A 25,358-nucleotide genomic window follows, 5' to 3' on the forward strand; every position below is an offset into this window, starting at 1 on the left:
TACTAATTGATCTCCGAATGAAAATTCAACAGGAAGTTAACCAGGTTCACATCGGGTTGAATACCTAGTTTCTTTCTCAACCGGTGCCGCCCCAGTTCAACCCCTTTAATAGTAATGTTCATGATCTGCGCAATTTCCTTACTGGTTAAATTTAACCGTAAATAAGCGCACAACTTCAGATCGCTGGCGGTAAGGTTGGGGTAAATACTTTTTAAAGACACCAGGAAGTTGCTGTGCACCTTATCGAAATGCACGGCAAACTGTTCCCAGTTCTTTTTCATTTTATCGTCGCCCAGCATGCGCAGGATCTTTTTATAATCATCGGTATCCTTATCAATTTCGCTTGATTTCTTCATGCGTACAAACTCTTCTTTCACCTTCATCAGCATTTCGCCTTTTTGCACCAGGTTGAAGGTGGTTGAAGCAAGTTCGGTGTTTTTTACCTGTATCTCCGATTGCAGCTTTTCATTCTGTAAACGGATGATCTCTTTTTCATTTCTTTCGAGCTCAAGCTGGTGCAGATACATCAATTGCTTTTGCTCTTCCTGGTGCTTCTCTATTTCCAACTGATGCAGGTATTCCATGCGCTTTCGTTCTTCATCGTGCAGGTGTTGTTGCAGAATGAATTTCTTTTTTTGCCATTTGTAAATAGTGTAAATGGCCAGCATTCCAAGTAAAATATATACCGAGTAGGCCCACGATGTACGGTACCAGGGCGCCAGAATAGTAAAGCGGTACACTGCTGCTTTCGATTCCTGCCCCTCATGGGTTCTTGCCTTTACTTTAAAAGTGTATGTGCCGGGCGACAAATACGTATAGTCTTTCTCGTTTTTCTTTGTCCAGGCCGACCACCCATTGTCGAAGTCTTCCAGGAAATAAGCGTATTCAATACTCGACTGTTTGCCATACAGCGGGGAAGAATAATCGAAGTGAATGGAATTCCACGCATAATTAATTTCCGGTACTTCTTCATTTATAAGCTGCTGCTGTTCGCTTTCCTTATTGAAATAACCGCCGAATATGGTGCTGTCTTTTTTGTTTACAATGCGCACATCACTTATCTGTATGGGTATCTCTTCTTTGAATTGCTTGTACAGATCATAGTTCAGGAGGTAAAACCCTTCTTCGGCCGCAATGAAAATATTGCTGTTGTTATATGGATAAATATATTCAAGCCCATTGCCGGTGATCTTGCCATTAAGCTCGGGAAAATAAATGATGCGGGGTTGTTTGGTGCTTAAATCAACAACGCCTAAATGCCGGTCGTGCACAAACCAGATATTTCCGTTCCAGTCTTCTTTCATATACCTGATGGGCACTTTAGGCAGCATATCACGTAAAAACCGCGAAGGTTCAAAATCGCCGGTTTTTGCATTGTATTCGAAGATCCCTTTATCGTTAGAGAGAATGACCCGGCTCTTTACTTTAAAAATGTGATTGTTGTTATGTGAAAGAATTCCCTTTGTGTCTTTATAAGGTTCCTTGGTGGGTGTAACGCCCCCGTTCATCGTTATTTTATACAAGCCTTTGTATGGGTGAGCCGCCCATGCAATGTTGTTGTCGATCGCCACAAAACGTGCCGATTCAAAATGGGCGTGTATTTCGGGATTGGTAAAGCGGCCGTTCTGAAAGTTATAAAAGTTCAATCCATTGTACGTTCCTGCAAGCACAACCGACGAGGGCGCCACATTGCTTAAAGGTTGAAAGGTCCAGAAACCTGAACTGCTGTCGATCATTTTGGTGGCGCCGTTCTCAATAACGAAGAACCCATCGTTATGACCCATAACGAGTTGTCCGTTCAGTTCCGACAGGTTCCAAACCTGTCCCTTGGGACCCTTTATCAATTCAAACTTACTTTTGATCAAACCCAGGTCGGGCTGGGAAGAAATGCCGGCCTGGTACACCCCATTCGATGTACCTATGTATAAATGGTCTTTATAAATAATGGCTGCTTTACCCGCGCTATGCTCCTGGTAATCGGGATAAATATGTTTGATGGCATTGTTATAGGCGATGAAATCGATTCCATTATCAAGCCCCAGCCAGATGTTCTTTTTGCGATCGATAAACACGCTGAGGATATTATTACTCTGTAAACCGTCCTGTTTCGAAAGCCGTTGGATCAGCTCTCCTTTATCGTTGATCACAAAACAACCTGCCAGGTTGGTAATGATGGCGATCTGGTTTTTATCGATCACCGCGGCGCTGTAGGGGTTCTTTTCATTGATCAGCCGCAAATCGGGCGTATTGAACGGGATGATCTCTTCTCCTTTCAGAATATATGACCCATGATGTTTGGTGAGTAGCAGCGAACTGTCGCCGGTAAGTGGTACAATGGCCGTTATCTCGGCTTTTTCGGGAAAATAATCGGGTTGGGAGAAGGGCGCCCAGGTTCCGTTTTGAAACTGCAGCAGGCCTTTTTGCCAGGCTTTGCTGATGAGTTTATTATGGTGTAACCCTAAAAAGCTCCAGGCGGGATTGCCAAAGACCGTGATCCTGTCATTCTCCAGCTGGAAGATTTTGCGAAAGGCGCGGAAGAAAACTTCATTTCCTACCGGCACCACATCCCAGATATCGGTAAAGTCCTTATCGCTTTCGGGAATCAGATCGTTCAGCGACCGGTACTGCAGATTACCGTTCCTGCCCGGCTCAAAAAAACCAATTTCACCCTGCGACCCGATGTAAATGCGGCCGTCGTTGCCGATGGCAACCGAACGCACCCCCGTGCCGCCGGGTAACGTATATTTTTTCCAGAAACTTCCGTCGAAACTGAGCAGGCCTTCATCGTTGGCCGCATAGATGATCCCTTTTTTATCCTGCACGATCTTCCAGTTTTGGGTGCCGGCATTATAGATCTGTTTGGGATAATTGATGATCCCGGGCAGCGCAATGGTGTTTTGGGTAAACCCATTGAGCACACTTAGGCTTAATATGGTAAGCAATAATTTTCTCATCATGACAGGCATTGAGGGCGATAGGATACTAAGTTAGGGAATTGATTAATATAAATAATGGGGCAGATATGGTGTTAATAGGGTAAATACACTGTTTTTTAACAGTTTATGCTCTTTTTGATGTGGTAATGATGGGGTGCCAAAACGGAAATTTTTATGGTAGAGTTCTAATTTTAATTACCCAAACAAATGCCCGATGATACATAACAGACTAACGAATTTGCTTTTCCTCCTGCTTCTTATTCTTTTGCTTCATGCTGAAACCCGGGCCCAGGGTTTTTTGAAGGTCAGCAATAAACAGATAGTTGATGAAAATGGCCGGAACGTATTGCTCCGCGGCATAGGCCTCGGCGGCTGGATGTTGCAGGAAGGTTATATGCTGCAGCTTGGCGGCCTGGGTATGCAGCACCGCATCAGGGCAAAAATGGCGGAACTGATAGGCGAAGACAGCACCCGCACATTTTATAATATGTGGCTTGAAAACCATACCCGCCGGGTAGATATCGATTCCATGAAAGCATGGGGGTTCAACTCCGTTCGCCTTCCTATGCACTATAATTTATATACACTGCCCGCAGAAAAAGAGCCGGAACCGGGAAAGCAAACCTGGCTGGAAAAGGGTTTTCAAATGACCGACAGCCTGCTGGCCTGGTGCAAAGCCAATAACATGTACCTGATCCTCGACCTGCACGCTGCGCCCGGCGGCCAGGGCAACGACAATAACATTTCTGACCGCGACCCCGCCAAACCATCCCTGTGGGAAAGCGAAGCCAACCGCCAAAAAACGATCGCCCTTTGGAAAAAGCTGGCCGAAAGATATGCCAACGAACCTTTTATCGGTGGTTACGACATTCTGAATGAACCCAACTGGGGTTTTGCCGATCTGGCAAACGATAAAAACGGGTTGAACGAAAAGGGCAACGAGCCGCTTAAGCAATTGATGGTTGATATTACAAAAGCCATTCGCGAAGTTGATCCGCGCCACATCATTATCATTGAAGGCAACGGCTGGGGTAATAATTATAACGGCATATTGCCACCCTGGGATAACAACATGGTGCTCAGCTTTCACAAATACTGGAATTTCAATACCACAGAAGCTATTCAGCATATACTCGATACCCGGGATAAATACAATGTACCGGTATGGCTGGGCGAAACCGGCGAAAATTCAAATGTGTGGTTTACCGAAGCCGTAAGGCTGCTTGAAGCCAACAACATAGGCTGGGCCTGGTGGCCATTGAAAAAATTGGGCAATAATAATCCTATGCAAATAAAGTCGAATAAGGATTATGAAAAAGTGCTTGCCTACTGGTCGGGCAAAGGGTCGAGGCCTTCCAAAGCAGAAGCGTACAATGGCCTGATGCAGCTGGCAGCTGCTACCCGGTTGGAGAATACCATTATTAAACGCGATGTGCTGGATGCGCTTTTCAGACAACCCTGGTCACAAACCGCCATCCCTTTCAAAACACATATAATTAAAAGCGGTGTTGAAATAAAAGCGGTTGATTATGATTTGGGCAGGAACGGCGCGGCGTACCTCGACACCGATACGGCCGATTATCATATCTCGAATGGCAAACGCGGCGGTAACCGGGGCCGGGTATATCGCAATGATGGGGTTGATATTGCAGCCGACCCTGCAATAGCCGGTAGTTATATTGTAAATCATACTGCAGCGGGCGAATGGCTGCAATACACTCTTGATGTGGTGAAGGGGGGACATTACAAAGTGAAGGTGCACTACAATACCGCACATGCAAACGGAAAGCTTTCTTTATATGTGAATAATAACAATACTAAAAAAATAGCGGTACCAAGGGCAAATGACTGGCGGGCGGTGGAAATAAAAGATGTGGAATTGAAAAAGGGCGCGAATACGCTTCGCATTTATATCGATTCAGGTGAAATGAGCCTTCGTTCTTTACAATTTACTGCCGCCGAATAATACACGCTATTATACAATGAGAGTTTTACATGTGCCATACTTTCAAAGTGTGGCACATGTAATTAAACCCGGGCAGCCAGTTATGATGTGGTAAAGAGGGGTATAAAATGCACTGTTATGGCCCAGGTAGTAGTGTTTGATAGGGTATTGATGGGGCGCCTTTTTAGGCAGGGGTTCATCAACATTCTATTTTAGATTTTGATTTGAATTATTCACTAACAACTGACTTGCGTATGAAAATTCTGCGAATTGTCCTCGTGGTGCTGGTATTTCAGGCTCTCTATTTACCTGTACTGGCACAGGATATTGTTGTAACCGGTAAGGTAAACGCCAAAACCGGCGAACCGCTTACGGGTGCAACGGTAGCCATTAAAGGCACCAGCACTGCTACAACAACTGATGCCAGCGGTAGTTTCTCTCTTACTATTCCCAATCGAAAAGTACTTCTTGTTGTTTCTTATGTTGGTATGGCCAACAAAGAAGTAGCTATTCCCGAAAGCGGAGAATTGAATATACAACTGGAAGATGTTGGGACGACGGGCCTCGACGAGGTTGTGGTAATAGGGTATGGCACCCAAAGTAAAAAAGTAGTTACAGGCGCTATTTCGAGTGTAAAAGCCAGGGACCTCGAGAATGTGCCCAGTAACCGTATTGAACAGGCCCTGCAGGGAAGGGTATCTGGTGTAACCATTGCGCAAAACAACGGTCAGCCAGGTTCTGCCTCAACCATCAGGGTGCGCGGTATTACCACGTTCGGCGACGGCGGTAATAATCCATTATGGGTAGTTGACGGTGTGGTGATCGACCAGGGCGGCATCGGTTACCTGAACCAAAGCGACATTGAATCGATTGAAGTATTGAAAGATGCCGCTTCTGCCGCTATTTATGGTACCCGCGCCGCTACCGGTGTAATTCTGGTAACAACCAAGAAAGGTAAGAACGGGCAGCTAACGGTAAACTACAATGGCTTCTATGGTTTGTCGCGTGCAAACAAAAAGCTCGATCTGCTGAATGCCACCCAGTATGCCACTATTATGAACGAAAAATCGGTGAATGGCGGTGGCGCCAATGTTTTTGCCAACCCCAACTCATTGGGGGTAGGTACCGACTGGCAGGATGCATTATTTAATGACAACGCCGGCCGTTTCTCACATGAACTGAGTGTAAGCGGTGGTAGCGAACGTTCTACATTTTATATGTCGTTCGGTTACCAGGACCAGGAAGGTATCGTAGCCGGTCCGATCTCAAATTATACCCGCAAAAACATCCGTATCAACTCAACGCATAAGTTTGCGAAGATCTTCACATTTGGAGAGAACATAGGGTATTCACGTCAGAAAACCGTGGGTATTGGAAATACGAACAGCGAATACGGCGGTCCACTGGCTTCTGCTATCAACCTCGACCCCGTTACGCCTTTGGTAGTTACCGATCCGGCCATTGCTAACGCCAACCCCTATTCAAACAACCCCGTTATAAGAGATCAAAACGGAAATCCCTACGGTATTTCATCATATGTGGGACAGGAAATGAGCAACCCCATTGCTTATATTCAAACCCGCCTCGGCCAGTATGGCTGGAGCGATGATTTCGTAGGTAATGCTTACCTCGAAGCAGCGCTTGGTAAACATTTTAAAGTGCGGTCGACAGTGGGTGGTAAGCTGGCTTACTGGGGCAATACAGGGTTCACGCCTTTCTATTACCTGAGCGCCACTGTAAAAACTTCACAAAACAATTACAACAAAAGCAACAACAACAGCTTCAACTGGAATATTGAAAATACGGTTACGTATACCAATAGTTTCGATAAACACAATTTGACGGTGTTACTGGGTCAGGGTGCTTATGTTGAAAATATCGGTGGCGGTTCTTCGGTAACCTTGTTCAATTTGCCTGTAACCAGTTATAAAGATGCGTCTTTTAACTTCGATATTCCCCAGGCAAACAGGAACTCAACTTCTTCTGACCTCGCTCAGCATAAGTTGTCATCGTTGTTTTCGCGGGTGAATTATAACTATGATGAAAGATACCTGTTCACCGGTATCATCAGAAGGGACGGTTCAACGAGATTTGGGATGGCCAACAAGTTTGGTGTATTCCCCTCTTTCTCTATGGGCTGGAATGTGTCGAATGAAGCATTCTGGATGTACAACAAAGTTGTTGACCGCCTGAAAATACGCGGTGGGTACGGTGTGGTAGGTAACGATGCCATCAGGAACTGGGGTTACCTGGCAACCGTAGTGGGCGGTTTCAACTATACCATCGGTACCGGTGATAATATTACAACCGGTTACGGACCAGAATCGCTTGATAACCAGAATTTACACTGGGAAGAAACTTCCCAAACCAATATCGGTTTGGAAGCGCAGATCCTGAAATCAATTACGCTGAGCTTTGATTACTTCCTGAAGCGTACAACCGGCATCCTGCGCCCGGTTACCATTCCCGGTTATGTGGGGGTACCTGTTGCACCGGTTGACAATATTGCCGATATGGATAACAGAGGTATAGAAGTTGAACTGGGTTACCGCACAAGCATCGGTGATCTTAACCTCGGTGTTAATGCCAACTTCTCCTACCTGAAAAATGAAGTTACTTACGTAGCACAGGATGCTGATTTCATTACGGGCGATGCCAGCTTTCAAACCATGGGACCAATTACCCGTATTCAGAAAGGTCAGTCTTACAATACCTTCTTTGGTTTCCAAACCGCTGGTATTTTCCAGAACCAGGCCGAGATCGATGCCTATAAGAACAAGAACGGCGATCGTTTACAACCAAACGCTAAACCGGGCGATTTCCGTTGGGTAGATATCAATGGCGACGGACAGATCACCAATGATAATCTCGATAAAACCTTCCTTGGCAACAGCCTTCCGAAATACACATACGGTTTAACGCTGAATGCCAATTACAAGGATTTCGACCTGATGGTGTTTATGCAGGGTATTGCAGGCAGCAAGATCTTCCAGGGATTGCGCCGGCTTGATATAGGTAACGCCAACTATCAAACGGATGTGCTGGGCCGCTGGACGGGTGAAGGCACCACCAACGCTTACCCGCGTCTTTCAACGGCTGACCCCAATGGTAACTTTACCCGCATGTCGGATTTCTATTTGGAGAAAGGTGACTTTGCAAGACTTAAACTGATACAATTAGGTTATACTTTACCACAAAGCCTTACAAGTAAGATAAAAGCCAGCAGGCTGCGTGTTTATATTACCTCAGAAAACCTGTTTACCATCACCGGTTACACAGGTTACGATCCTGAGATCGGCGGCGCTGTATTTGGCGTTGACAGAGGTGTTTATCCGCAGGCGCGCTCATTTATCGGTGGTATTCAGTTGCAATTCTAATTTTTCACCCACTAATTAAGGTTATGCGTACAATAAAAATAAACTACTTACTTGCCGCGGTTACCATTGTAGCGCTGGCTTCATGTAAAAAAAGTTTTGTCGATATAAATCCGCAGGGTCAATTCCTGTCTAACTCCTATTATTCCAATGCCGACCAGGCTTATTCAGCTCTGGTTGCGGTATACGATCCCGTTCGCAAAAATTCGGGCGGGTTCGATAACATGCTTGCGTTGATGAACTCCGGATCTGACGATCATTTTGCAGGCGGTGGTAACTCAACAGATGGTATGCAGTTGCAATCTTTTTCCAACTACACCATAACGGCCAACTTAATGGCCGCCAGCTTCTGGAACGATCCTTACCAGGGTATAACAAGAGCGAATGTGTTGTTGCAGAAACTGCCCGCCGTTCCGGCAATGGACAATAACCTGAGAGCAAGGTTTGCAGCCGAGGCAAAAGCCTTACGCGCCTATTATTACTTCAACCTGGTGCGTATGTTCAAAAACGTTCCATTGATACTTGAACCATTGAAGACCGACAACATTTATGATGTAACGCAGGCTAAACCCGAGGATGTATATGCACAGATCGAAAAAGACCTTACTGAAGCCATCAACGATTTGCCTAACACGCTTACGCTTGGCACAGAAGCGGGCCGTTTGACAAAAGGCGCGGCAAAAGCGCTGCTGGGAAAAGTGTACCTGTATGAAAATAAAAATGCACTGGCAGCACAGCAACTGGCCGATGTAAACGGAACACCAGGCGGTACAAGTATGTTTGGTTATAAGTTACTCACCAATTTCAGCGATCTGTGGTTACCTGACAACAAGTTCAACACGGAATCGATCTTTGAAGAAACCCATAGTGCTGCCGGTAATTCCGACTGGGGCTTCTGGGGCAGCGGCCGCGATGAAGGCAATACGGCGAATGTACAGGTTGGTCCAAGAAGTTATGAAAGACTTGATCAAACTGCACCGGACCTTCCTTCGGGCTGGAGCTTTATGGTATTTACGCAGAATTTTTATGATTTTATAAAAACCGATCCACGCTTTGAAGCCACACTGCTCGATGTAAAAGCACTGGCTGCAGCAGGAAAAGTAAAATACATTGCAGGATACCAGAATACAGGCTATTTCCTGAATAAATTCCTTCCCCGCAAACAGGATGTTTCGAAAGGCGGCGGCGCTGCCGACCTGAACTATCGTCAGAACACTTATATCATCCGTTTGGCTGATACGTATTTGATGGAGGCCGAAGCATTGGGCGGAACCGGCACAAGAGCGCAGGCCTTACTGGATGCCGTTAGAGCCCGTGTTGGCCTTGGGTCTGTACCTGTTTCGCTTGCTGCAATAAAAACTGAACGCCGCGCCGAATTGGCCGGTGAAGGCCATCGCTGGTTCGATCTCGTAAGATGGGGCGATGCGCCTTCTGTATTGGGAGGCAGGGGTTTTGTACAGGGAAAACATGAAATATTCCCGATCCCTTTCAGGGAAACACAGGGTACGAACATAGATCAGAATCCCAATTATAATTAGTTGCTGTAAAAGAAGTGTATGAAGGTGTGCCACACTTTTAAAGTGTGGCACATTTATAAACTTTCCCATGAAACCATTAAAAAGAAATCATTTATTTATTATGCTCAACAGTGTTGGATGCTGGTTGGTGTGTGTGATGCTCGCCGGCAGTTGCAATAGAAATAATGTTTCCGAAAGCCCCCCGCCCGATCCGGAACCACCGGTAGCTTCGGATGTAAGTTTGTATGTAACACAGGGCGATAAAAATATTCTTTTTCAAAAACAAAACGTAAGCCTCGTATTTTCAGGTACCGGACCGGCAGGCACTATTATTGAAGTAGATACGGCACAAACTTTTCAATCGATCGATGGCTTTGGCTATACTTTGACCGGCGGCAGCGCTACCCTGTTGAACGCATTACCCGCAGCTACACTCGACGCTTTATTAAAGGAACTATTTTTGTGGGACAGTACACATATCGGTGTTAGTTACTTACGCCTCAGCATCGGCGCCTCTGACCTCAGCGCATCTACATTTACATACGATGATGTGCCGGCTGGTGAAACCGATCCCACGCTCGCACACTTCAGCATCGATAAAGAAAAACAGGACCTGATCCCCATTCTCAAAAAGATCGTTGCTTTAAATCCCGCCATAAAAATATTGGGCTCACCATGGTCGGCCCCGGTTTGGATGAAGACCAACGGCAGCTTTGTGGGCGGCAGCCTGAAACCTGAATATTATGGCGTCTATGCCACTTATTTTGTAAAATACATTCAGGCAATGAAAGCTGAAGGCATCACTATCGATGCCATTACCGTTCAAAATGAACCATTGCATGGCGGTAACAATCCCAGCATGGTAATGCAGGCTGTTGACCAGGCGGCATTCATAAAGAACAACCTCGGGCCTGCATTTGCAGCCGCAGGCATTACAACCAAAATAATTACCTACGATCATAATGCCGACCGGCCCGATTACCCGCTGGCAATTTTAAACGACGCGGCGGCAAAAGCATATGTAGATGGTTCGGCATTTCACCTGTATGGCGGCAGTATTACAGCGCTTACCGATGTACATAATGCGCACCCCGACAGGCATGTATATTTTACTGAACAATGGGTTGGCGGTCCGGGTAATTTCGCGGGCGATCTGAAATGGCATGTAGAGAACCTGATCATCGGCGCTACCCGCAACTGGAGCCGCAACGTACTTGAATGGAACCTGGCGGCGGATGCCAGTTACCAACCGCATACGCCAGGTGGTTGTACTTCCTGTCTCGGTGCGCTTACCATTGGTTCAGACGTAACAAGGAATGTAGCTTACTATATAATCGCGCACGCTTCCAAATTCGTTCGTCCCGGTTCGGTGCGCATCGCTTCAAACAATTCCGGCTCATTTGCTACAGTGGCCTTTAAGAACCCGGAAGGAAAAAAAGTATTGATCGTGTTGAACAAAGGAACCGAAACCGGTTCTTTCAACATAAAATTCAATGGCAAAATGGTAACCTCATCATTGAACGGAGGCGCCGTTGGAACCTATGTATGGTAATTAGAAAAAAAGAAAAAATGAAGAATATTGCTGTCCCGTTTTTAATTTTCGTTACCCAAACAGGTGTTGTGCAGGCGCAACAAACAGGGGCCAAACCTGCCTGGAAAACAGTTACGGTTTACACCACTGCCGATAAAACGGATTACCGCCTCTCAAAAACAAATACCCTTACCCTTACGCCGTTTGGCCAGCCACTGGAAACGCAGCCCTGTGTGTTTATAGATGCTACCCGAAAATTTCAAACCATAACCGGAATAGGCGGCGCCATTACAGATGCCACTGCAGAAACATTTGCCAAACTGCCTGCTGAAAGCCAGAGCGAACTGATAAACGCTTATTACAGTGCCGGCAAAGGCATCGGTTATTCGCTGGTGCGCACGAATATGAACAGCTGCGATTTTTCGAGTGATACGTATACCTATGTGGCCGAAAATGATGTGGCGCTGAAAACGTTTAGTATCGCGCACGATGAAAAGTATCGTATTCCCATGATCAAAAAGGCCATTGCTACAGCCGGCGGAAAGATACCATTGTATATTAGTCCGTGGAGCCCGCCCGCCTGGATGAAAGACAACAACAACATGTTGCAGGGCGGAAAACTGAAAGAGAGCTATAAACAAAGCTGGGCCAGTTATTTTGTAAAGTATATAAAAGCATATGAGGCCAAAGGCATTCCGGTATGGGGCCTTACGGTGCAGAACGAGCCCATGGCCAAACAGCGCTGGGAATCGTGCATATTTACCGCAGAAGAAGAGCGCGATTTTATAAAGAAATATCTTGGGCCTGCCCTGCAGCAACAGGGACTGGGAAGCAAAAAACTGATCGCGTGGGACCATAACCGCGATCTGCTGTACCAGCGGGCAACTACCATCTTAAACGACCCGGCTGCTGCCAAATATGTTTGGGGTATTGGTTATCACTGGTACGAAACCTGGACCGGCAGCGCCATGCAGTTCGAAAACCTGAAAAGAGTGCATGAAACATTTCCCAACACCAACCTGATATTTACGGAAGGATGTGTGGAGAAATTCGATCTGAACCGCATCAATGAATGGTCTATCGGCGAACGCTACGGGTTCTCCATGGTAAATGATTTCAATAGCGGTACAGTAGCCTGGACCGACTGGAATATTTTGCTCGATGAGAACGGCGGGCCGAACCATGTAGGTAATTTTTGTTTTGCGCCTGTACATGCCGATACAAAAACCGGTAAGCTCATCTATACAAACGCCTATTATTATTTAGGTCATTTCTCAAAGTTTGTAAAGGCCGGTGCAAAACGTATCGGTACTGCTTCAAGCCGCGATAAATTGATCACAACGGCCTTTATAAATCCCGATGGCAGGTTGATTGTAGTGGTGCTGAACCTTTCGAACGATGCAGTTGAGTACAACCTTTGGCTGCAGGGCAATGCAGCGGCAGTAAACAGTTTGCCCCATTCCATTACCACGCTGGTTATTGAATAAAAGCAGTTTTAAGTATAGCCCCATGCGAAGGGCTGCGCTATAAAGCGTTGAGCGTTCAGAAAGCGAAACGCAACCAATGAAAGATCCCGAATGAAGTACGAGCAGTTATCTGCCTCGTACTTCCTGTTTTTATACCCGCCTTTAAAAATGAACACCGGCTGTAACATTACCGTACACCGGCTTACATTACCAAACTATAAGTCATTGGATGAGAGCGCGATAAAAAACTGGCATTTTATAGGTTGTTTTACTATTGCCGCAGGCCGCATAAAAGGAACATATGATCAAAAACTATTTTAAGACTGCTTTCCGGAATCTGTTTAAAACACCGTTACTTTCTTTTATAAATATCTCGGGACTGGCGTTAGGGATGGCCGGCGCCGGTTTGCTTTTGTTGAATATTTATTATTTGGTAAGTATCGATCAGTTTCATGAAAAGAAAGACCGGGTGTTTAAAGTGTATAATAAAACGTCTATAAATGGCCGGCTAAGTTGCCACGACCATAGCCAGGCTCCCCTTGGACCTGCATTGCAAAAAGAATATCCCCGGATCAGGCAAATGGCCAGAATTGCTTATACAGGAAAACAGTTCAGTTATAAAGATAAAAAGCTGCAGGCCGAAGGCTATTATGCAGATGCTCCTTTTCTCAACATGTTCAGCTTTCCTTTAATAACGGGAAGTAAACAAGCAGTGCTGGAAGATCGTGATGCAATTGTTCTTACCGAAAAGATGGCGAAAAAGATCTTTGGGAACGAAGATCCTTTACATAAAGTGATCCGTTTGGATAATACCCGCGACGTTACCGTAACAGGTGTATTGAAAGATGTGCCGGTGAACAGTTCATTGAAGTTCGACTACCTGTTGGCCTGGCAGGATAATAACAATAGGTGGGATTTTTATTTTGCAAACACCTTTGTGGAATTGAACAGTGCAGGAGAGAAAACAATTGTTGATAAACAAATTGCTGATATTGTAAGCAAACACAGTAAGAACGAACAGGGCTCACAGGTATTTCTGCATCCTGTTGGTAAAATGAGTTTGCAGGGTAATTTTGATGAAAAAGGAAACCCGAAAACCCAGTCAGAAATTTATTTCCTGTCTGTACTGGCTGTTATTATGTTATTTATAGGTTGTATAAACTTTATGAACCTGAGCACGGCGCAAAGTGGGAAAAGAGGAAAAGAAGTGGGGGTTCGAAAGATAATGGGAGCTGTAAAGAGATCGTTAATCGTTCAGTTTGTAACAGAGTCGACCTTACTTGCTTTTTTGGCGGGTTGCGCAGGGCTGCTTATTGTTCAACTGGTATGGCCGTCGTTCAGTGCCATGGCAAAAGTTCGGATAGCTATTCCCTGGCATTTGCCGGCTTTCTGGTTATCGGGGCTGGCGTTTATTCTGTTTACCGGCATATTGGCGGGCAGTTATCCGGCCTTTTATTTATCGTCGTTTAAGCCGGTAAAGGTGTTGAAGGGCGTATTCAGCAATAAGGGATCGTTGATAACCCCCCGGCGCATACTCGTTGTGGTTCAATTTGTATTGGCCATTTTCCTTATGAACTTTTCGATCCTTTTCAGAAAACAGGCCAATTTTACCGAAAACCGCGAGATGGGGTTTGCAAAGGATGGTTTGGTTTTTCATTCAATGACCCAGGATCTGCGAAAGAATTTTGAAGCTGTTCAACAGGAACTGGCAAGTACCGGCATGGTAGCGGCTATTTGTAAAACCAATTCGCCAATAACAAGAGTGGGCGGTGCTTTAAGTGGTTTGGAGTGGAATGGCAGGGAAGATAACAAGTATGTTTCATTTGGCTTATATACTACCACAGGCGGGTTTGTAAAAACAAACGGCCTTACCCTGCTTTCAGGGCGCGATATTGATTATAACAACTACAAATCAGATGATGTGGCCTGCGTAATAAATGAAAGTGCGGCTAAGGAATTGGGATTTGCGAATCCGGTTGGACAAACCCTGAAAGAAGATAACCGTAACTGGACGGTCATTGGCGTGGTAAAAGATTTTTATCAAAATTCCCCGGGCGAGCTTGCCAAACCCGTAATGATCCGGTATGGCACAGATGATGGAACTATCAATATAAGAATGCAGGCCGGCTCAACATTGCAGGGCATTAAAAAAGTAGAAGATATAATAAAAAAGAATAACCCGGGCTATATCACAGAGCTGCAGTTTGCCGATGAGGATGTTGCCAGAACCTTTCAACAGCGAAAGAATGCTTCTGCTTTGATAAACTCATTTACATTGATAGCCATATTTATTGCCTGCATGGGACTGTTGGGACTTACTGCTTATATGGTTGAAATGAGAAGACGTGAAGTAGGAATAAGAAAGGTATTGGGAGCCAGTGTTGCTTCGGTCACTTCTTTACTAACAAAAGAATTTGTAAAACTGGTAGGCATTTCGGTGCTTGTTGCCTCGCCGGTGGCCTGGCTGTTCATGCATTTGTTTTTGCAGCAATTCAGTTATAGAACTAACATTAGCTGGTGGATACTGCCGGTATCGGGCGTTACGGCTATTGTCATCGCTATTGCTACAATAAGTTTTCAAACCATAAAAACGGCTGTAGCCAACCCGGTGAACGCTTTGCGAAGTGAGTAGAACATAAGTGTATTCACATGGAATAGACTATTGGGAGAAAGATACCTGATCTACTCTCCCAATTTTTGTTTTAATACGGCCAGTTCAGCTTCTATATTCACCAGGCGTTTATAAATTTCACCGGGGCCGGGCAATTGACGGGTCCAGCGTTCAACCACATACCATATTTCGGCTACTTCGTCTACTTCCATAACAATGGTGGGAAATTCCCCGGCGTGATTATTATCGCTCTTGACGATGATCTTTCCTTCATGATGCCGGTTGATGAGCCTTTTGATCAATACACCCTGCGTGCGGGTAACCAGCACATATACGCGATCGTCGCGAACTTCCGATATATCGGCCCAGCGCGCAATAACGCGGTCGGCATCCTGCAGCGTGGGGAACATGGAATGGCCTTCCACTTCAAAAATGCGGTAAGTGCCGTTGGTATATCCGGGCAAACGATAGGCAGATAATGACTGAATGAATTGCGGATCGCCATAGCCCAGCATATAACCGGCCCTTGCTTTTACCGGAACATAAATGATATTCTCTTCCCCCTGGCTATCGATGGTGATAATTTTTGGGGCCTGAAAGCGGCGGTAAGGATACAGCGTGCTGCCTACCACAGAAACGGGCAGATCCTCATCAATTGGTGGCAGATATTGACGCACGGCAGAAGTTACATTGCCGTTGGTAACGCCGCCATTTATTTTGTCACGATCGTCATTTTTCTCATCATTTCCGCCTTTTAATTCGACAAGGCCGCCTTTTGACAAATCAATACTGATTAACTCATCCATTGATATGTCGAAAAATGAGGCAATTTTTTCTAATGTATTCAAATCTGGCTCAGAATGGGTGGTTTCGTAGTTGGAGAAGGTATTTCGCTTCAAACCCAATGCTGTAGCCACTTCCGCTTGTGTCAACCCCTTATTTTTCCTTAAAAAGGAGAGGTTCGATGCAAAAAAAGTTGGCATAGAGTAAATTTTTTGCCCCAAAAATTGGAAATGTCAAAAAATGAGGCATATATTTGCTGTATCGAAAAGCGATACAAATATGCATGGGGCTAAAAGTAGGCAAAAAAACGACGAAACGATGCTGCGGAGGCGGGATGTGGCTGCTTTGGTGGCAGATATTCACGGTGTTACTGCCGATCATGTCAGAAAAGTTGTCAGAGGTGATCGGGAAAATGAGCAAATACTGGCTACCTACATGCAAATAATTGAGAACGATAACATGCTGTTACGGGCTGCAAAAGATACGGTGCCGTTTAAAGACAGCCTGAATCCTGAAGCATGAAAGCTGCCGATCATGATCCATTTATTTATACAGAATGATCTGGCCACCCATCTCAAAGCACAGATATGCCATTTACTGAATTGGGACGAACTGCAGTATGGAGAATTTCAGTTTCAATGTGGCTGTTTGTATTTACAATATTATATATCAAAAGATCCTGTGGCAATCGATGAAGTGTTACTCCACCAGCTCTATTGGAAATGGTGGAAGAACGAATGGCTCGACAGAGATTATGTTCTTGCCGGCACCCTGATGAAATGTGACAAACTTTCTATTGAAGAGAAAAGGAGGCTGTATCGTAATTGGCACGATGCACGCGTATTGGCCGATGAGTGTTCGCCGGTAGGATTAATTATGAGCAATGGTTATAAAACAATGATTAGCGAAATAATAAAAACGGAAGTGTTATGAATATACTCACAAGAAAAGAGCTGTCTATCGTAAGCCATGTAATTACGCGTGCTCAATCGGAAATTCAACAACAAGCTGGTATTGACGTAGTGTTGGTTCCACGCTATTCGAATAAAAGGGTGGAAGACGATGTGCGGCAACTATTTGAATCGATGTGTGAATGCTGGAACGTTCAGCTTTCATGGGTAAGCGATAAAAGCAGAGCGAACGATCGCCCCATTATGAGAAAGTTGTTATGGATGGCTGGCAAGAAACGTTTTCCGCAGATCTCCTACTGCGTGTTGGCCAACCTCACAGGTGCAACCGATCATGCCGGGGTAATTAAAGGTATTCGAAGCGGGTACGACTGGCTGCGTGTTCAGGATGACAAATTCCTGAAATATTATGGACCTGTAAGAAGCTATTTGATGGAATTAGAAGAAGAGCAGGTATTAAGCGCGCATTGATACGGTGGCAGAAGAACCCATCCAATGCGCCGCCTGCTTACCTTATTTAATAACAACTAAATTATAAACGTATGTTCCGTGAAAAAAAGAGAGTCATCAACAATGTAGATTATGATCAGGCACAGGAAGCATCTTCGAGATATGCTGAAGTGTCGGCCCGCCTTGGTTTTATTGAAGCGCAAATAAACGAGCGCATCAACAGCATTAAAGACGAATTCGCCGATGAGATCATTCACCTCACCCGCGAGAAAGAAAAACAGTTCGAAGTGCTGGAAGTGTATGCAAAAGAGCAGAAAGATAATTGGGGCCGGCGCAAAAGCTACGATCTTTTACATAGTGTGATCGGTTTTCGTACAGGAACACCCAGGGTTACAAAGGACAAAATGTTTACCTGGGATAATATAGTTGATATGGTAAAAGAAAGATTCCCATCGTTGATACGGGTGAAGTGCGAACTGGATAAAGAAGCGATCATTGCCATGCGTGATGAGAAAGAGTTCCTTGAACTGCAAAAACAGTGTTACATAGACGTGGAGCAGGGTGAATCGTTCTTTGTTGAAACCAAAATGCTTGAGTTGCAACGCCAGCGCGCATAAACTCGGCTACATATATTTTCAGGTTCTGATTGTAATTTTTGTGTCATAGCTAGTAAGTAAGCCGTTCTGTTTCTACAGAGTGGCCTTTATACAGGCATAGTGATGGTAATGAATGCAGGCCGGTTGCCGGCAGCGGAGTCGCTATAGTTGGTAATACGACGGATGTGACCCAGCCATTTCCTTTTTTGTTCAAAATTGTCCATGTCACAAACAAGCGACTTTCTGCTCATTGAGCGAAGCGCTGCAACCGTTGGTATGCCTGTTGTTACCTGTTTTAATTGTTCAAGCGCCATCCAGCCCATGGCATGTAACGAGTGAATGGTAATGGCATAATTGAGTTTTGCCTTTTCCGTATAAGGCAATCGCCATAAGGTAGTATTGATGCGTGCTACTTCTGCCATAAAGTGTTGCTGCAGTTGCTCAAAGTTCCGGTATAAGATGGGCAGCGTGTATACGTTGTTGTGCACATCTTTATATACGTCAAAGGCGTCGTTGGTCAATTGCATTAAACCGGCCACAGGAAAAAGCATTCCCCGCATTTCTTCATTTGGATATTCATCGAGCACGGCGCAATATAACAGCACCGCATAGTAACTTTTATTATAGGTGATGCGGTACAATTCCTCTTCCGTTATATTGTCGTTCAATTGCTTCAAAGATTCCTGCTGCCAGTATGAAACAGCCCGCAATTGCTGCATAAACAGCTGCTTCCTCGGCAGGTTCCGTAATAGTTCCAGGTATATTTTTGTTACAAGCCGGTCTGTATCGTTTACGGCGATATATGTTTCGGGTTTTGTAACCAATGAGATGATCTGTTCATTACCCAGAATTTTATCGTCAAACAGATCATCGAACAACGGGCCGAATACACTTAACAGTACGATGCGTTTGTGCTCATGCGGCTGTAATTCTTTCCCGGTTAAATTGTACAGGTTTTTGCATACCAGGTTCAGGCCAAGCTGCCAGTATTTGGTGATCCTTTTAATATGGGCTGGCGAAAATCTTTGGTGAAAATCGGGCACAAGGCCGGCCAGCGCAATGGGAAGATGGTTGTTAAAAAATCGCTCCTGTTTTTTTATTTGCCGGTACAGGTTCAGCATCCTGCTCAGGATGCGAAAACTGCTTACCGTAGGATGATCATTGGGACGCATGCGCGGCAAATGTACTATTTCCCGATCACCGTCCAGTCGTAATTGCCGAAACCTTTGCCGATGAATTCATCCATAAGGGCGGCGATGGCGGGCATAAGCACCAGTTCGTTGCCGGCCTGTTGTGCGGCATCTATAAATAGTTGGGTGTCTTTGCGCGCCATATTCAGTTCCCAGGATGGCTGGCTGTGGTCGGCGCTGGTCATGCGTTTCAACCGGGCTGGTATCATTGTGCCGGGATTCCACGAATTGAACAGGGTGAGCAGCTCTTCAACAGAAACACCAAGCGACCCTGATAAAGTAAGCGTGTCTTTAAGTGAGGCCGTAAGGCAAACCAAAAAGGCGTTGCCCGCCAGTTTCATGGCAGCGGCCTTTCCTGTTTCGGCGCCGAAATGAAGCAGTTGGCCGGTCATTTTTTTAAGGGTTGGGGTAAGCATATTGATAACGGCTTCATCGCCCGATAAAAGGATAAAGCCGGTGCCTTCAAGGGCATTTACCGGTCCCATAAATACCGGCGCATGCTGATAAGTAAATCCCTTTTCTTTCCATGCCTGCGTTCTTCTGATAGCGCCCTCTTTTGACGTAGTAGTATGATCGATTATGATAGCGCCGGGTGTTAGTGCGGGTTCGGCTGCCTGCAGCACTTCATCAACGGCGGCATCGTCTTTCAGGGCCAGGAATATTTCAGTTGCGCCCTTTACTGCCTCCTGTGCCTGTGCAAAGGCTTTGGCGCCTTCTTTTTCCAGGTCCTGTGCTTTTGATGCCGTGCGGTTCCAAACCTGTACCGTTTCACCCCGCTTTAACATGGCCCGTACAAAATTGGAACCCAGTAGTCCCATGCCCAAAAATGCTTTCATGATAATGTTTTTGCAAAGATTGGGGATTTTCACAAAACCGGCGCAAAAGTGATTACGGTATTAAAAAAGTACGATATGAATATAACAATGTCAGTAAATGAACTAAAGTATGTCAGAAAATGAACTTTTAAATGTAGTTGAATGACGTATTTGACGCACATTTAGCCGTTTCCGCTTTCTTTGTATAATGGCGAAGGATAAGCGCTACAATACTGTAAAGAACCTGATTACAGCAGGGTACATAAAAAGCTTTTCGGAAATACTGGATACCGTACCGAAAACTGTTGTAGCGCATGATCTGGGTATGCATCATCAAACATTCACCAAACTGATCAAATATCCCGAGCGGTTCAATTTTAAAGATGCCATCAGGATAGCATCGCTCATAGAAGTTGAAGACAAACATATTATCGATCTGATCTACAATCAATATACGATCGATAAAAAACGAAAAAAAAGTAAGTGAGCTCGATATAGGAATAGTTACACGATACACGCACAAAGGCAAATCAGGTCTGCATCAGCGGGCCTTTTTTGTTGTAAATAATTATTGAGGCCGGGAAAGATCTCAACCTCCTGCCGGCCTATGAAAATAGGAGACACCCGGCAAAATGAGGAATTCGTATAGTTGCCGGATACACTGCCCAGGCGTTGCCGTGCTTGTGTCGATGACAAGATCGGGTGAAACAGGGATTTCATAAATGTCATTTATGCCGGTAAGGTTGAATAACTTATCGGGATGCTTGTCGTGTAAGAGTGCCCGTTTATACAATCCTTTTGTGTCGCGTTCGATCAGAACGGGCATGTTGCATTTTACCCACACCGTTCTGGTGTCGTATTTTTCTTTCAGTTCATTCCTGGTTTCTTCAAACGGGTTAATGGCCGCAATCATTATGATATCTGCCTGGTCTTTAAAAGAAAAAGCCGCCGCGCCAAGCCGCCTGATGTTTTCCATCCTGTCTTCCTTTGAGAAGCCAAGGTCTTTACAAAGTGTCTTCCGGTACACATCACCGTCAATGATCACTACTTTCAACGCGTCTTTTTCAAGCAGGTGTTTTACTCCCTGGGCCAGCGTGGTTTTGCCTGCCCCTGAAAGCCCGGTTAATTGTATTATCGTGGCCTGCCGCATTCTATGAATTCATGAAATCTTTGTAGATTTATTGGTATGAGCATCATTAAATACGCGATGTTGAATGTGCCCGTGGCTGTCAAAAGTATTCAAAAAGAAATTGAAACGCTGCAGTCATTTTGGCAACCGCATTTAAACAGGCACGATTATGAAGGCGGGTGGGATGTTGTATCGTTCCGGTCGCCGGGCGGCGGTTTGAATACGCTGGCGGAACCGGTGAATAATGAAGCTTACATGGATACGCCGTTGCTGGATCACTGTCCGGCCGTAAGATCGCTGTTGAAAAGCCTGCAATGTGAAAAATTATCAGCGCGTTTATTAAATCTTCAGGCGGGCGCAATTATCAAAGAGCATAACGATAAAGAACTCTATTTTGAAAAAGGCGAGGCCCGGCTGCACTTTCCCCTTATAACAAATCCATTTGTCGAATTCTTTCTCGATAACGACCGGTTGCAGATGCAGGAAGGTAGCTGCTGGTATATCAATGCCAATTTGCCGCACCGGCTTGCCAATAAGGGAAGCAGTAACAGGATACACCTTGTTGTTGATTGTAAGGTGAATGACTGGCTTGCTGAATTGTTCAGTAAGGATTGCATTCAAAAGAGTGAACTGAGCAACAGTGAAGTGTTTCTGCGCGATAAAAATGCGATCCTGCAAACCATCGGTAATTTAAGAAGTATGCCTGGCGGTACCGCCGCTGAACTGGCCGATGAGCTGGAAAGGCAATTGAAGGCGGCGGAGAATGGAATTGATTAAGGGTATTGCCGGATGTGCTAAAAATCAAATATTCATTATCTTTGCTTTTATGAGGATGTCACCAACACTTTAATACTTCTTCTTTTTACACTTCATTTCAACTGTGATCATGATCACACGTGTAGGTATTGTTATTATTCATCCTAATCTCTTTTTTTATGGAAGAAGTATTGAATTCAATTCAGATAGATCAATTTATTGAAAAAGGCTTCGTACGTATCGATAATGCGTTCTCCACTGAAATAGCAGCCGAAGTTCGAAATATTTTATGGAAAGAAATGGAGGCTGATCCCGCCGACCGGTCTACCTGGACAAAACCTGTTATCCGTTTAGCCATGTATACACAGCCGCCGTTTGTACAATCGGCCAATACGCCCGTATTACACGCGGCCTTTGACCAGTTGGTTGGAAAAGATAAATGGTTGCCCTGCCGGAGCATGGGCACTTTTCCGGTTCGTTTTCCTTCGACGGAAGATGCTGGTGATACGGGTTGGCATGTAGACGTCAGTTTTGGTGATAACCCAACCAACTTTTTTGAATGGCGCGCAAACTGGCGATCGAAGAACAGGGGTTTGTTGATGCTGTTCCTGTATTCTGATATTGGCGAGGATGATGCGCCAACCAGAATTAAGACAGGATCACATTTGGATATTGCGCGGTTATTGAAACCGCATGGCGAGCAGGGCATGACTCTTTTAGAGATGGCTGCACAATTTCCTTCCTTACCGGATAGAGAAGTGGTAACTGCTACAGGCAGGGCCGGAACGGTTTACCTGTGCCATCCTTTTTTGATACATGCGGCCCAGCCGCACAGGGGAAAAGAGCCGCGGTTTCTGGCCCAGCCGCCGTTACTGTTAAAAAGTGACTTGATGCAACAAAACGAGACAGGTATTTTTTCTCCTGTTGAAATAGCCATACAAAATGGAATAAGCAGGTGATAATTAAAAAGAGATGTTGTCCCGTATCCGGAGTGATGAAGGAGGTCATAACGGCCTCCTTCTTGTTTTCCAAAATTAAAAGGGAAGATCCAAAAATTTTATAAAATGTAAGCCTAATTAGTATAATTGTTAAAACTGTAAAGTTCTCCCCAGTCTAACCCTCCAAAGTGTAAAGTTATTTTAGTAGGTGACAGGCAGCCGGAATCCGGTATCGATCCGGTCTTGTGCCGGTATTACTACCGACTTTGTTCGGACTTTCTTCGCATTTCTCCTGAGTACACCCGAACATTCCCCCGGAAAGTCCGAACAACACCCGAACAACGTCCGGCATAATACCCTCCTGATACCGGCACTATGCCGGAAAAACACCCCATGTTACCATGGCCATTTAAGACACATGTAGACCACTGTAGACTTATATAGTGTACTGTAGGCGCACATAGAATAACCTGGGATAACATAAAACGAGATAGAGCATGTTGGGATGGGATAGATATGCCAGATAAAAAGATTAGCTTAATGCTTGCCTTTCTTCGCCAGAATAAAGGCGTTTTTCCCAAAGGGCGGCGAGAGGATTTTGCAGAATTAAGATTGCCGATTTACCTGAATGAGTAAAATAAGGAAAAGTGCAACAGCAACATTTCTAACCGGATCGCAACAGTGATTTAGCATAGTACTCATTAATATTTGTCGTGAATATAGAACAGGATAAGTATTCATAAATTTCAGATCATAGGTAAGAATAAATTACACAATATTACGTTGATGGGTTATATTTAGCCCCATTTTGAACATAAAACTGTCTCTAACAGTTTAAATTAATGAATTATAAATGTAATTTTGAGTTGTATAACTAACTAAATCCTTCGAGCTTAGTTTTTATTATCCCCTTTTAGATACCATTTTTGTAAATGTTACTTTTATTATGAAAAAAACAACCGTATTGTTATTGATCGCAGCACCGATCGTATTCAGTGCATGTAAGAAATCCAACGACTCTGATCCGGAAAACAATCCATCCATTTATGAATTGCCCTATGATAAAGAAGGTGTAACCGCCAATAAAGCCTTTATGGAGGCTGAAGGGCGCGATTTTGTCAAAAAAGTTGATGATTTAAGTTCCAATACTGCTATAGAAGCATTAGAAAACTTCAATAGGTTGGAAGCTCCTGAAATAGACATAACGGTAAATGGCTTTAGAAAAATAACAGCCGGATCGCAGAGAATAGAAGCCATAAACAATGTGCTATCTACACTAACTACAGAAAAGAAATCTTATATTCTAAGCAAGGCATTTGGAGTTTACAAATATAATCAATCAACAAAAAAGTGGGATAAGACTGCTTCCAGCGACAAAATTGAATTTCATTTTCCTGCTACAGAGAATGGAACGACGAACAATACTGTCCTGACTATTACGTATAAGAATTCTGGAAAATCTCATGTGGAGAATAGTACGAAATACGACTATGTATACAATTCTCAAACGGGAAACTACGATATTGTTGAAATAAATACAGAAGAGACCTATGAATTGCCCTCCGAGCTAATGGCCAGGATGACGATTAACAGTTCGGAAGTGATGAATCTGTCTTCAATTTATACTTATCAGGATGATAAGCTCCCAAAATTAATTAATGTAAACCTTTCACTCGGATCATATGCCGCGAAGTTCGAAGTGAACACAGACAATAAGCTGGCCGGTACTAAATTTAGTTTCGCCAAAGGTTCCGAAACTTTAATTGCATGGGAAGCCAACTCTAACTTCAGTTCGCTATCGTATGACAACCTGGTGAATTCCAAGGATGACGAAACATTAGACCTGTTCGTTTCTGCCAACACAACATTTACAGTAGGCAGCTTTACGTTGGGTGGACAAATTGATTATGCAATGATGCATAATGAGCTGAAAACAGTTCGCGACAAAGAGCCTGCTTCTCCAGATTGGGATACTTATTTCGGAGGCATAGATTATCCTGATTACGATGACTACAGCAGCTATAACGAATACCAGAAAGCGCTGAACGAGTATAATGCGAAATGGGAAGTTGCATACAACCTCTATGATTCCGCCTATCAGAAGTATGAGAAAGATCGTGAAGCGTATGAAAAAGAGTATTATACCTTGTTGGCAAGCCTTTTAAACAAGCACGCTGCTGTAGTAGGCGTAAACACAAAAACAAAGAAGAAAATAGCAGCAGTTACCTTTCAGCTAAAAGATGATGTACACCAATACGGTAATACAACTGTACATTATTATGATGTGGAACCTTTGCTTGTATTCGGAGATGAATCAAAGATCAGCTTTGAAGTATTTGGGGAAACAGGTTTTGAAAACCTGATCGACGATGTCGAAGCTTTGCTGGATAAATTTGAGAACTAAAGCGCCTGG

General features: G+C 44.6%; 19 protein-coding genes. 14 read left to right on the plus strand and 5 right to left on the minus strand.

The genetic code is table 11. The features are described 5' to 3' along the window. Window positions 1-2 precede the first annotated feature (2 nt). A complete protein-coding gene (locus A4R26_RS33450; protein ID WP_165760506.1) occupies window positions 3-2,957 on the minus strand; it encodes a ligand-binding sensor domain-containing protein in 2,955 nt (984 codons plus the stop codon). A gap of 193 nt (window positions 2,958-3,150) precedes the next feature. Here A4R26_RS33450 and A4R26_RS33455 point away from each other — a divergent pair, with 193 nt between their 5' ends. The 6 genes from A4R26_RS33455 to A4R26_RS33485 all read left to right on the plus strand — a co-directional run bounded on the left by A4R26_RS33455 (window position 3,151) and on the right by A4R26_RS33485 (window position 15,401). Continuing rightward, window positions 3,151-4,902, plus strand: a complete 1,752-nt coding sequence (locus tag A4R26_RS33455) for a cellulase family glycosylhydrolase (protein ID WP_081171416.1) — start codon at window positions 3,151-3,153, stop codon at window positions 4,900-4,902. A 233-nt stretch (window positions 4,903-5,135) separates the two neighbouring features. Beyond that, window positions 5,136-8,258, plus strand: a complete 3,123-nt coding sequence (locus A4R26_RS33460; protein ID WP_081171418.1) for a SusC/RagA family TonB-linked outer membrane protein — start codon at window positions 5,136-5,138, stop codon at window positions 8,256-8,258. A 23-nt stretch (window positions 8,259-8,281) separates the two neighbouring features. Then, window positions 8,282-9,793, plus strand: coding sequence for a RagB/SusD family nutrient uptake outer membrane protein (locus A4R26_RS33465; RefSeq protein ID WP_081171420.1), 1,512 nt, complete (start codon window positions 8,282-8,284; stop codon window positions 9,791-9,793). 67 nt (window positions 9,794-9,860) lie between these two features. Next, window positions 9,861-11,324, plus strand: coding sequence for a glycoside hydrolase family 30 protein (locus tag A4R26_RS33470; RefSeq protein ID WP_081171422.1), 1,464 nt, complete (start codon window positions 9,861-9,863; stop codon window positions 11,322-11,324). Between the two features lie 17 nt (window positions 11,325-11,341). Continuing rightward, window positions 11,342-12,790 (plus strand): glycoside hydrolase family 30 protein, encoded by a 1,449-nt coding sequence (locus A4R26_RS33475; RefSeq protein ID WP_081171650.1) that lies wholly within the window; start codon window positions 11,342-11,344, stop codon window positions 12,788-12,790. A 280-nt stretch (window positions 12,791-13,070) separates the two neighbouring features. Then, a complete protein-coding gene (locus A4R26_RS33485) occupies window positions 13,071-15,401 on the plus strand; it encodes an ABC transporter permease (RefSeq protein WP_081171426.1) in 2,331 nt (776 codons plus the stop codon). 50 nt (window positions 15,402-15,451) lie between these two features. Here A4R26_RS33485 and A4R26_RS33490 read toward each other — a convergent pair whose 3' ends face one another. Continuing rightward, window positions 15,452-16,363, minus strand: a complete 912-nt coding sequence (locus A4R26_RS33490) for an XRE family transcriptional regulator (RefSeq protein ID WP_081171428.1) — start codon at window positions 16,361-16,363, stop codon at window positions 15,452-15,454. A gap of 40 nt (window positions 16,364-16,403) precedes the next feature. Between A4R26_RS33490 and A4R26_RS33495 the strand changes: the two genes are divergently transcribed. The 4 genes from A4R26_RS33495 (at window position 16,404) to A4R26_RS33510 (ending at window position 18,138) form a co-directional block, all read left to right on the plus strand. Beyond that, complete coding sequence (locus A4R26_RS33495; RefSeq protein WP_081171430.1) at window positions 16,404-16,685, plus strand: hypothetical protein; 282 nt, start codon at window positions 16,404-16,406, stop codon at window positions 16,683-16,685. 12 nt (window positions 16,686-16,697) lie between these two features. Then, window positions 16,698-17,096 (plus strand): hypothetical protein, encoded by a 399-nt coding sequence (locus tag A4R26_RS33500; RefSeq protein WP_081171432.1) that lies wholly within the window; start codon window positions 16,698-16,700, stop codon window positions 17,094-17,096. After that, window positions 17,093-17,542 (plus strand): hypothetical protein, encoded by a 450-nt coding sequence (locus tag A4R26_RS33505; RefSeq protein WP_081171434.1) that lies wholly within the window; start codon window positions 17,093-17,095, stop codon window positions 17,540-17,542. Before A4R26_RS33500 ends, A4R26_RS33505 begins: the two co-directional genes overlap by 4 nt. 71 nt (window positions 17,543-17,613) lie before the next feature. Next, on the plus strand, window positions 17,614-18,138 hold the full coding sequence (locus tag A4R26_RS33510; protein ID WP_081171435.1) for a host-nuclease inhibitor Gam family protein: 525 nt from the start codon (window positions 17,614-17,616) through the stop codon (window positions 18,136-18,138). Window positions 18,139-18,224: 86 nt separating this feature from the next. On the opposite strand, the gene A4R26_RS33515 is transcribed toward A4R26_RS33510, so the two are convergent. Then, complete coding sequence (locus tag A4R26_RS33515) at window positions 18,225-19,289, minus strand: class 1 isoprenoid biosynthesis enzyme (protein WP_081171437.1); 1,065 nt, start codon at window positions 19,287-19,289, stop codon at window positions 18,225-18,227. A gap of 14 nt (window positions 19,290-19,303) precedes the next feature. Next, entirely contained in the window at window positions 19,304-20,143 is an 840-nt protein-coding gene (locus tag A4R26_RS33520; RefSeq protein WP_081171439.1) for an NAD(P)-dependent oxidoreductase, read from the minus strand. 187 nt (window positions 20,144-20,330) lie between these two features. Between A4R26_RS33520 and A4R26_RS33525 the strand changes: the two genes are divergently transcribed. After that, window positions 20,331-20,609 (plus strand): hypothetical protein, encoded by a 279-nt coding sequence (locus tag A4R26_RS33525; protein WP_081171441.1) that lies wholly within the window; start codon window positions 20,331-20,333, stop codon window positions 20,607-20,609. Window positions 20,610-20,711: 102 nt separating this feature from the next. Here A4R26_RS33525 and cysC read toward each other — a convergent pair whose 3' ends face one another. Next, on the minus strand, window positions 20,712-21,272 hold the full coding sequence (gene cysC, locus A4R26_RS33530; protein ID WP_081171442.1) for an adenylyl-sulfate kinase: 561 nt from the start codon (window positions 21,270-21,272) through the stop codon (window positions 20,712-20,714). 36 nt (window positions 21,273-21,308) lie between these two features. Between cysC and A4R26_RS33535 the strand changes: the two genes are divergently transcribed. The 3 genes from A4R26_RS33535 to A4R26_RS33545 all read left to right on the plus strand — a co-directional run bounded on the left by A4R26_RS33535 (window position 21,309) and on the right by A4R26_RS33545 (window position 25,349). Then, a complete protein-coding gene (locus A4R26_RS33535) occupies window positions 21,309-22,028 on the plus strand; it encodes an aspartyl/asparaginyl beta-hydroxylase domain-containing protein (RefSeq protein ID WP_081171444.1) in 720 nt (239 codons plus the stop codon). A gap of 158 nt (window positions 22,029-22,186) precedes the next feature. Continuing rightward, entirely contained in the window at window positions 22,187-22,966 is a 780-nt protein-coding gene (locus tag A4R26_RS33540) for a phytanoyl-CoA dioxygenase family protein (RefSeq protein WP_081171446.1), read from the plus strand. Between the two features lie 925 nt (window positions 22,967-23,891). Then, window positions 23,892-25,349, plus strand: a complete 1,458-nt coding sequence (locus A4R26_RS33545; protein ID WP_081171448.1) for a hypothetical protein — start codon at window positions 23,892-23,894, stop codon at window positions 25,347-25,349. Window positions 25,350-25,358: the final 9 nt, after the last annotated feature.

The sequence above is a fragment of the Niastella populi genome (assembly GCF_002078015.1).
Classification (GTDB): domain Bacteria; phylum Bacteroidota; class Bacteroidia; order Chitinophagales; family Chitinophagaceae; genus Niastella; species Niastella populi.

What these genes read in the sequence shown, in the direction of transcription:
- A4R26_RS33510 (WP_081171435.1), top strand. Translation starts at nt 17,614, where the DNA reads ATGTTCCGTGAAAAAAAGAGAGTCATCAACAATGTAGATTATGATCAG.
- A4R26_RS33485 (WP_081171426.1), top strand. Translation starts at nt 13,071, where the DNA reads ATGATCAAAAACTATTTTAAGACTGCTTTCCGGAATCTGTTTAAAACA.
- A4R26_RS33545 (WP_081171448.1), top strand. Translation starts at nt 23,892, where the DNA reads ATGAAAAAAACAACCGTATTGTTATTGATCGCAGCACCGATCGTATTC.
- cysC (WP_081171442.1), bottom strand. Translation starts at nt 21,272, where the DNA reads ATGCGGCAGGCCACGATAATACAATTAACCGGGCTTTCAGGGGCAGGC.
- A4R26_RS33500 (WP_081171432.1), top strand. Translation starts at nt 16,698, where the DNA reads ATGATCCATTTATTTATACAGAATGATCTGGCCACCCATCTCAAAGCA.
- A4R26_RS33455 (WP_081171416.1), top strand. Translation starts at nt 3,151, where the DNA reads ATGATACATAACAGACTAACGAATTTGCTTTTCCTCCTGCTTCTTATT.
- A4R26_RS33465 (WP_081171420.1), top strand. Translation starts at nt 8,282, where the DNA reads ATGCGTACAATAAAAATAAACTACTTACTTGCCGCGGTTACCATTGTA.
- A4R26_RS33515 (WP_081171437.1), bottom strand. Translation starts at nt 19,289, where the DNA reads ATGCGTCCCAATGATCATCCTACGGTAAGCAGTTTTCGCATCCTGAGC.
- A4R26_RS33460 (WP_081171418.1), top strand. Translation starts at nt 5,136, where the DNA reads ATGAAAATTCTGCGAATTGTCCTCGTGGTGCTGGTATTTCAGGCTCTC.
- A4R26_RS33535 (WP_081171444.1), top strand. Translation starts at nt 21,309, where the DNA reads ATGAGCATCATTAAATACGCGATGTTGAATGTGCCCGTGGCTGTCAAA.
- A4R26_RS33540 (WP_081171446.1), top strand. Translation starts at nt 22,187, where the DNA reads ATGGAAGAAGTATTGAATTCAATTCAGATAGATCAATTTATTGAAAAA.
- A4R26_RS33490 (WP_081171428.1), bottom strand. Translation starts at nt 16,363, where the DNA reads ATGCCAACTTTTTTTGCATCGAACCTCTCCTTTTTAAGGAAAAATAAG.
- A4R26_RS33505 (WP_081171434.1), top strand. Translation starts at nt 17,093, where the DNA reads ATGAATATACTCACAAGAAAAGAGCTGTCTATCGTAAGCCATGTAATT.
- A4R26_RS33520 (WP_081171439.1), bottom strand. Translation starts at nt 20,143, where the DNA reads ATGAAAGCATTTTTGGGCATGGGACTACTGGGTTCCAATTTTGTACGG.
- A4R26_RS33525 (WP_081171441.1), top strand. Translation starts at nt 20,331, where the DNA reads ATGGCGAAGGATAAGCGCTACAATACTGTAAAGAACCTGATTACAGCA.
- A4R26_RS33495 (WP_081171430.1), top strand. Translation starts at nt 16,404, where the DNA reads ATGAGGCATATATTTGCTGTATCGAAAAGCGATACAAATATGCATGGG.
- A4R26_RS33470 (WP_081171422.1), top strand. Translation starts at nt 9,861, where the DNA reads ATGAAACCATTAAAAAGAAATCATTTATTTATTATGCTCAACAGTGTT.
- A4R26_RS33475 (WP_081171650.1), top strand. Translation starts at nt 11,342, where the DNA reads ATGAAGAATATTGCTGTCCCGTTTTTAATTTTCGTTACCCAAACAGGT.
- A4R26_RS33450 (WP_165760506.1), bottom strand. Translation starts at nt 2,957, where the DNA reads ATGATGAGAAAATTATTGCTTACCATATTAAGCCTAAGTGTGCTCAAT.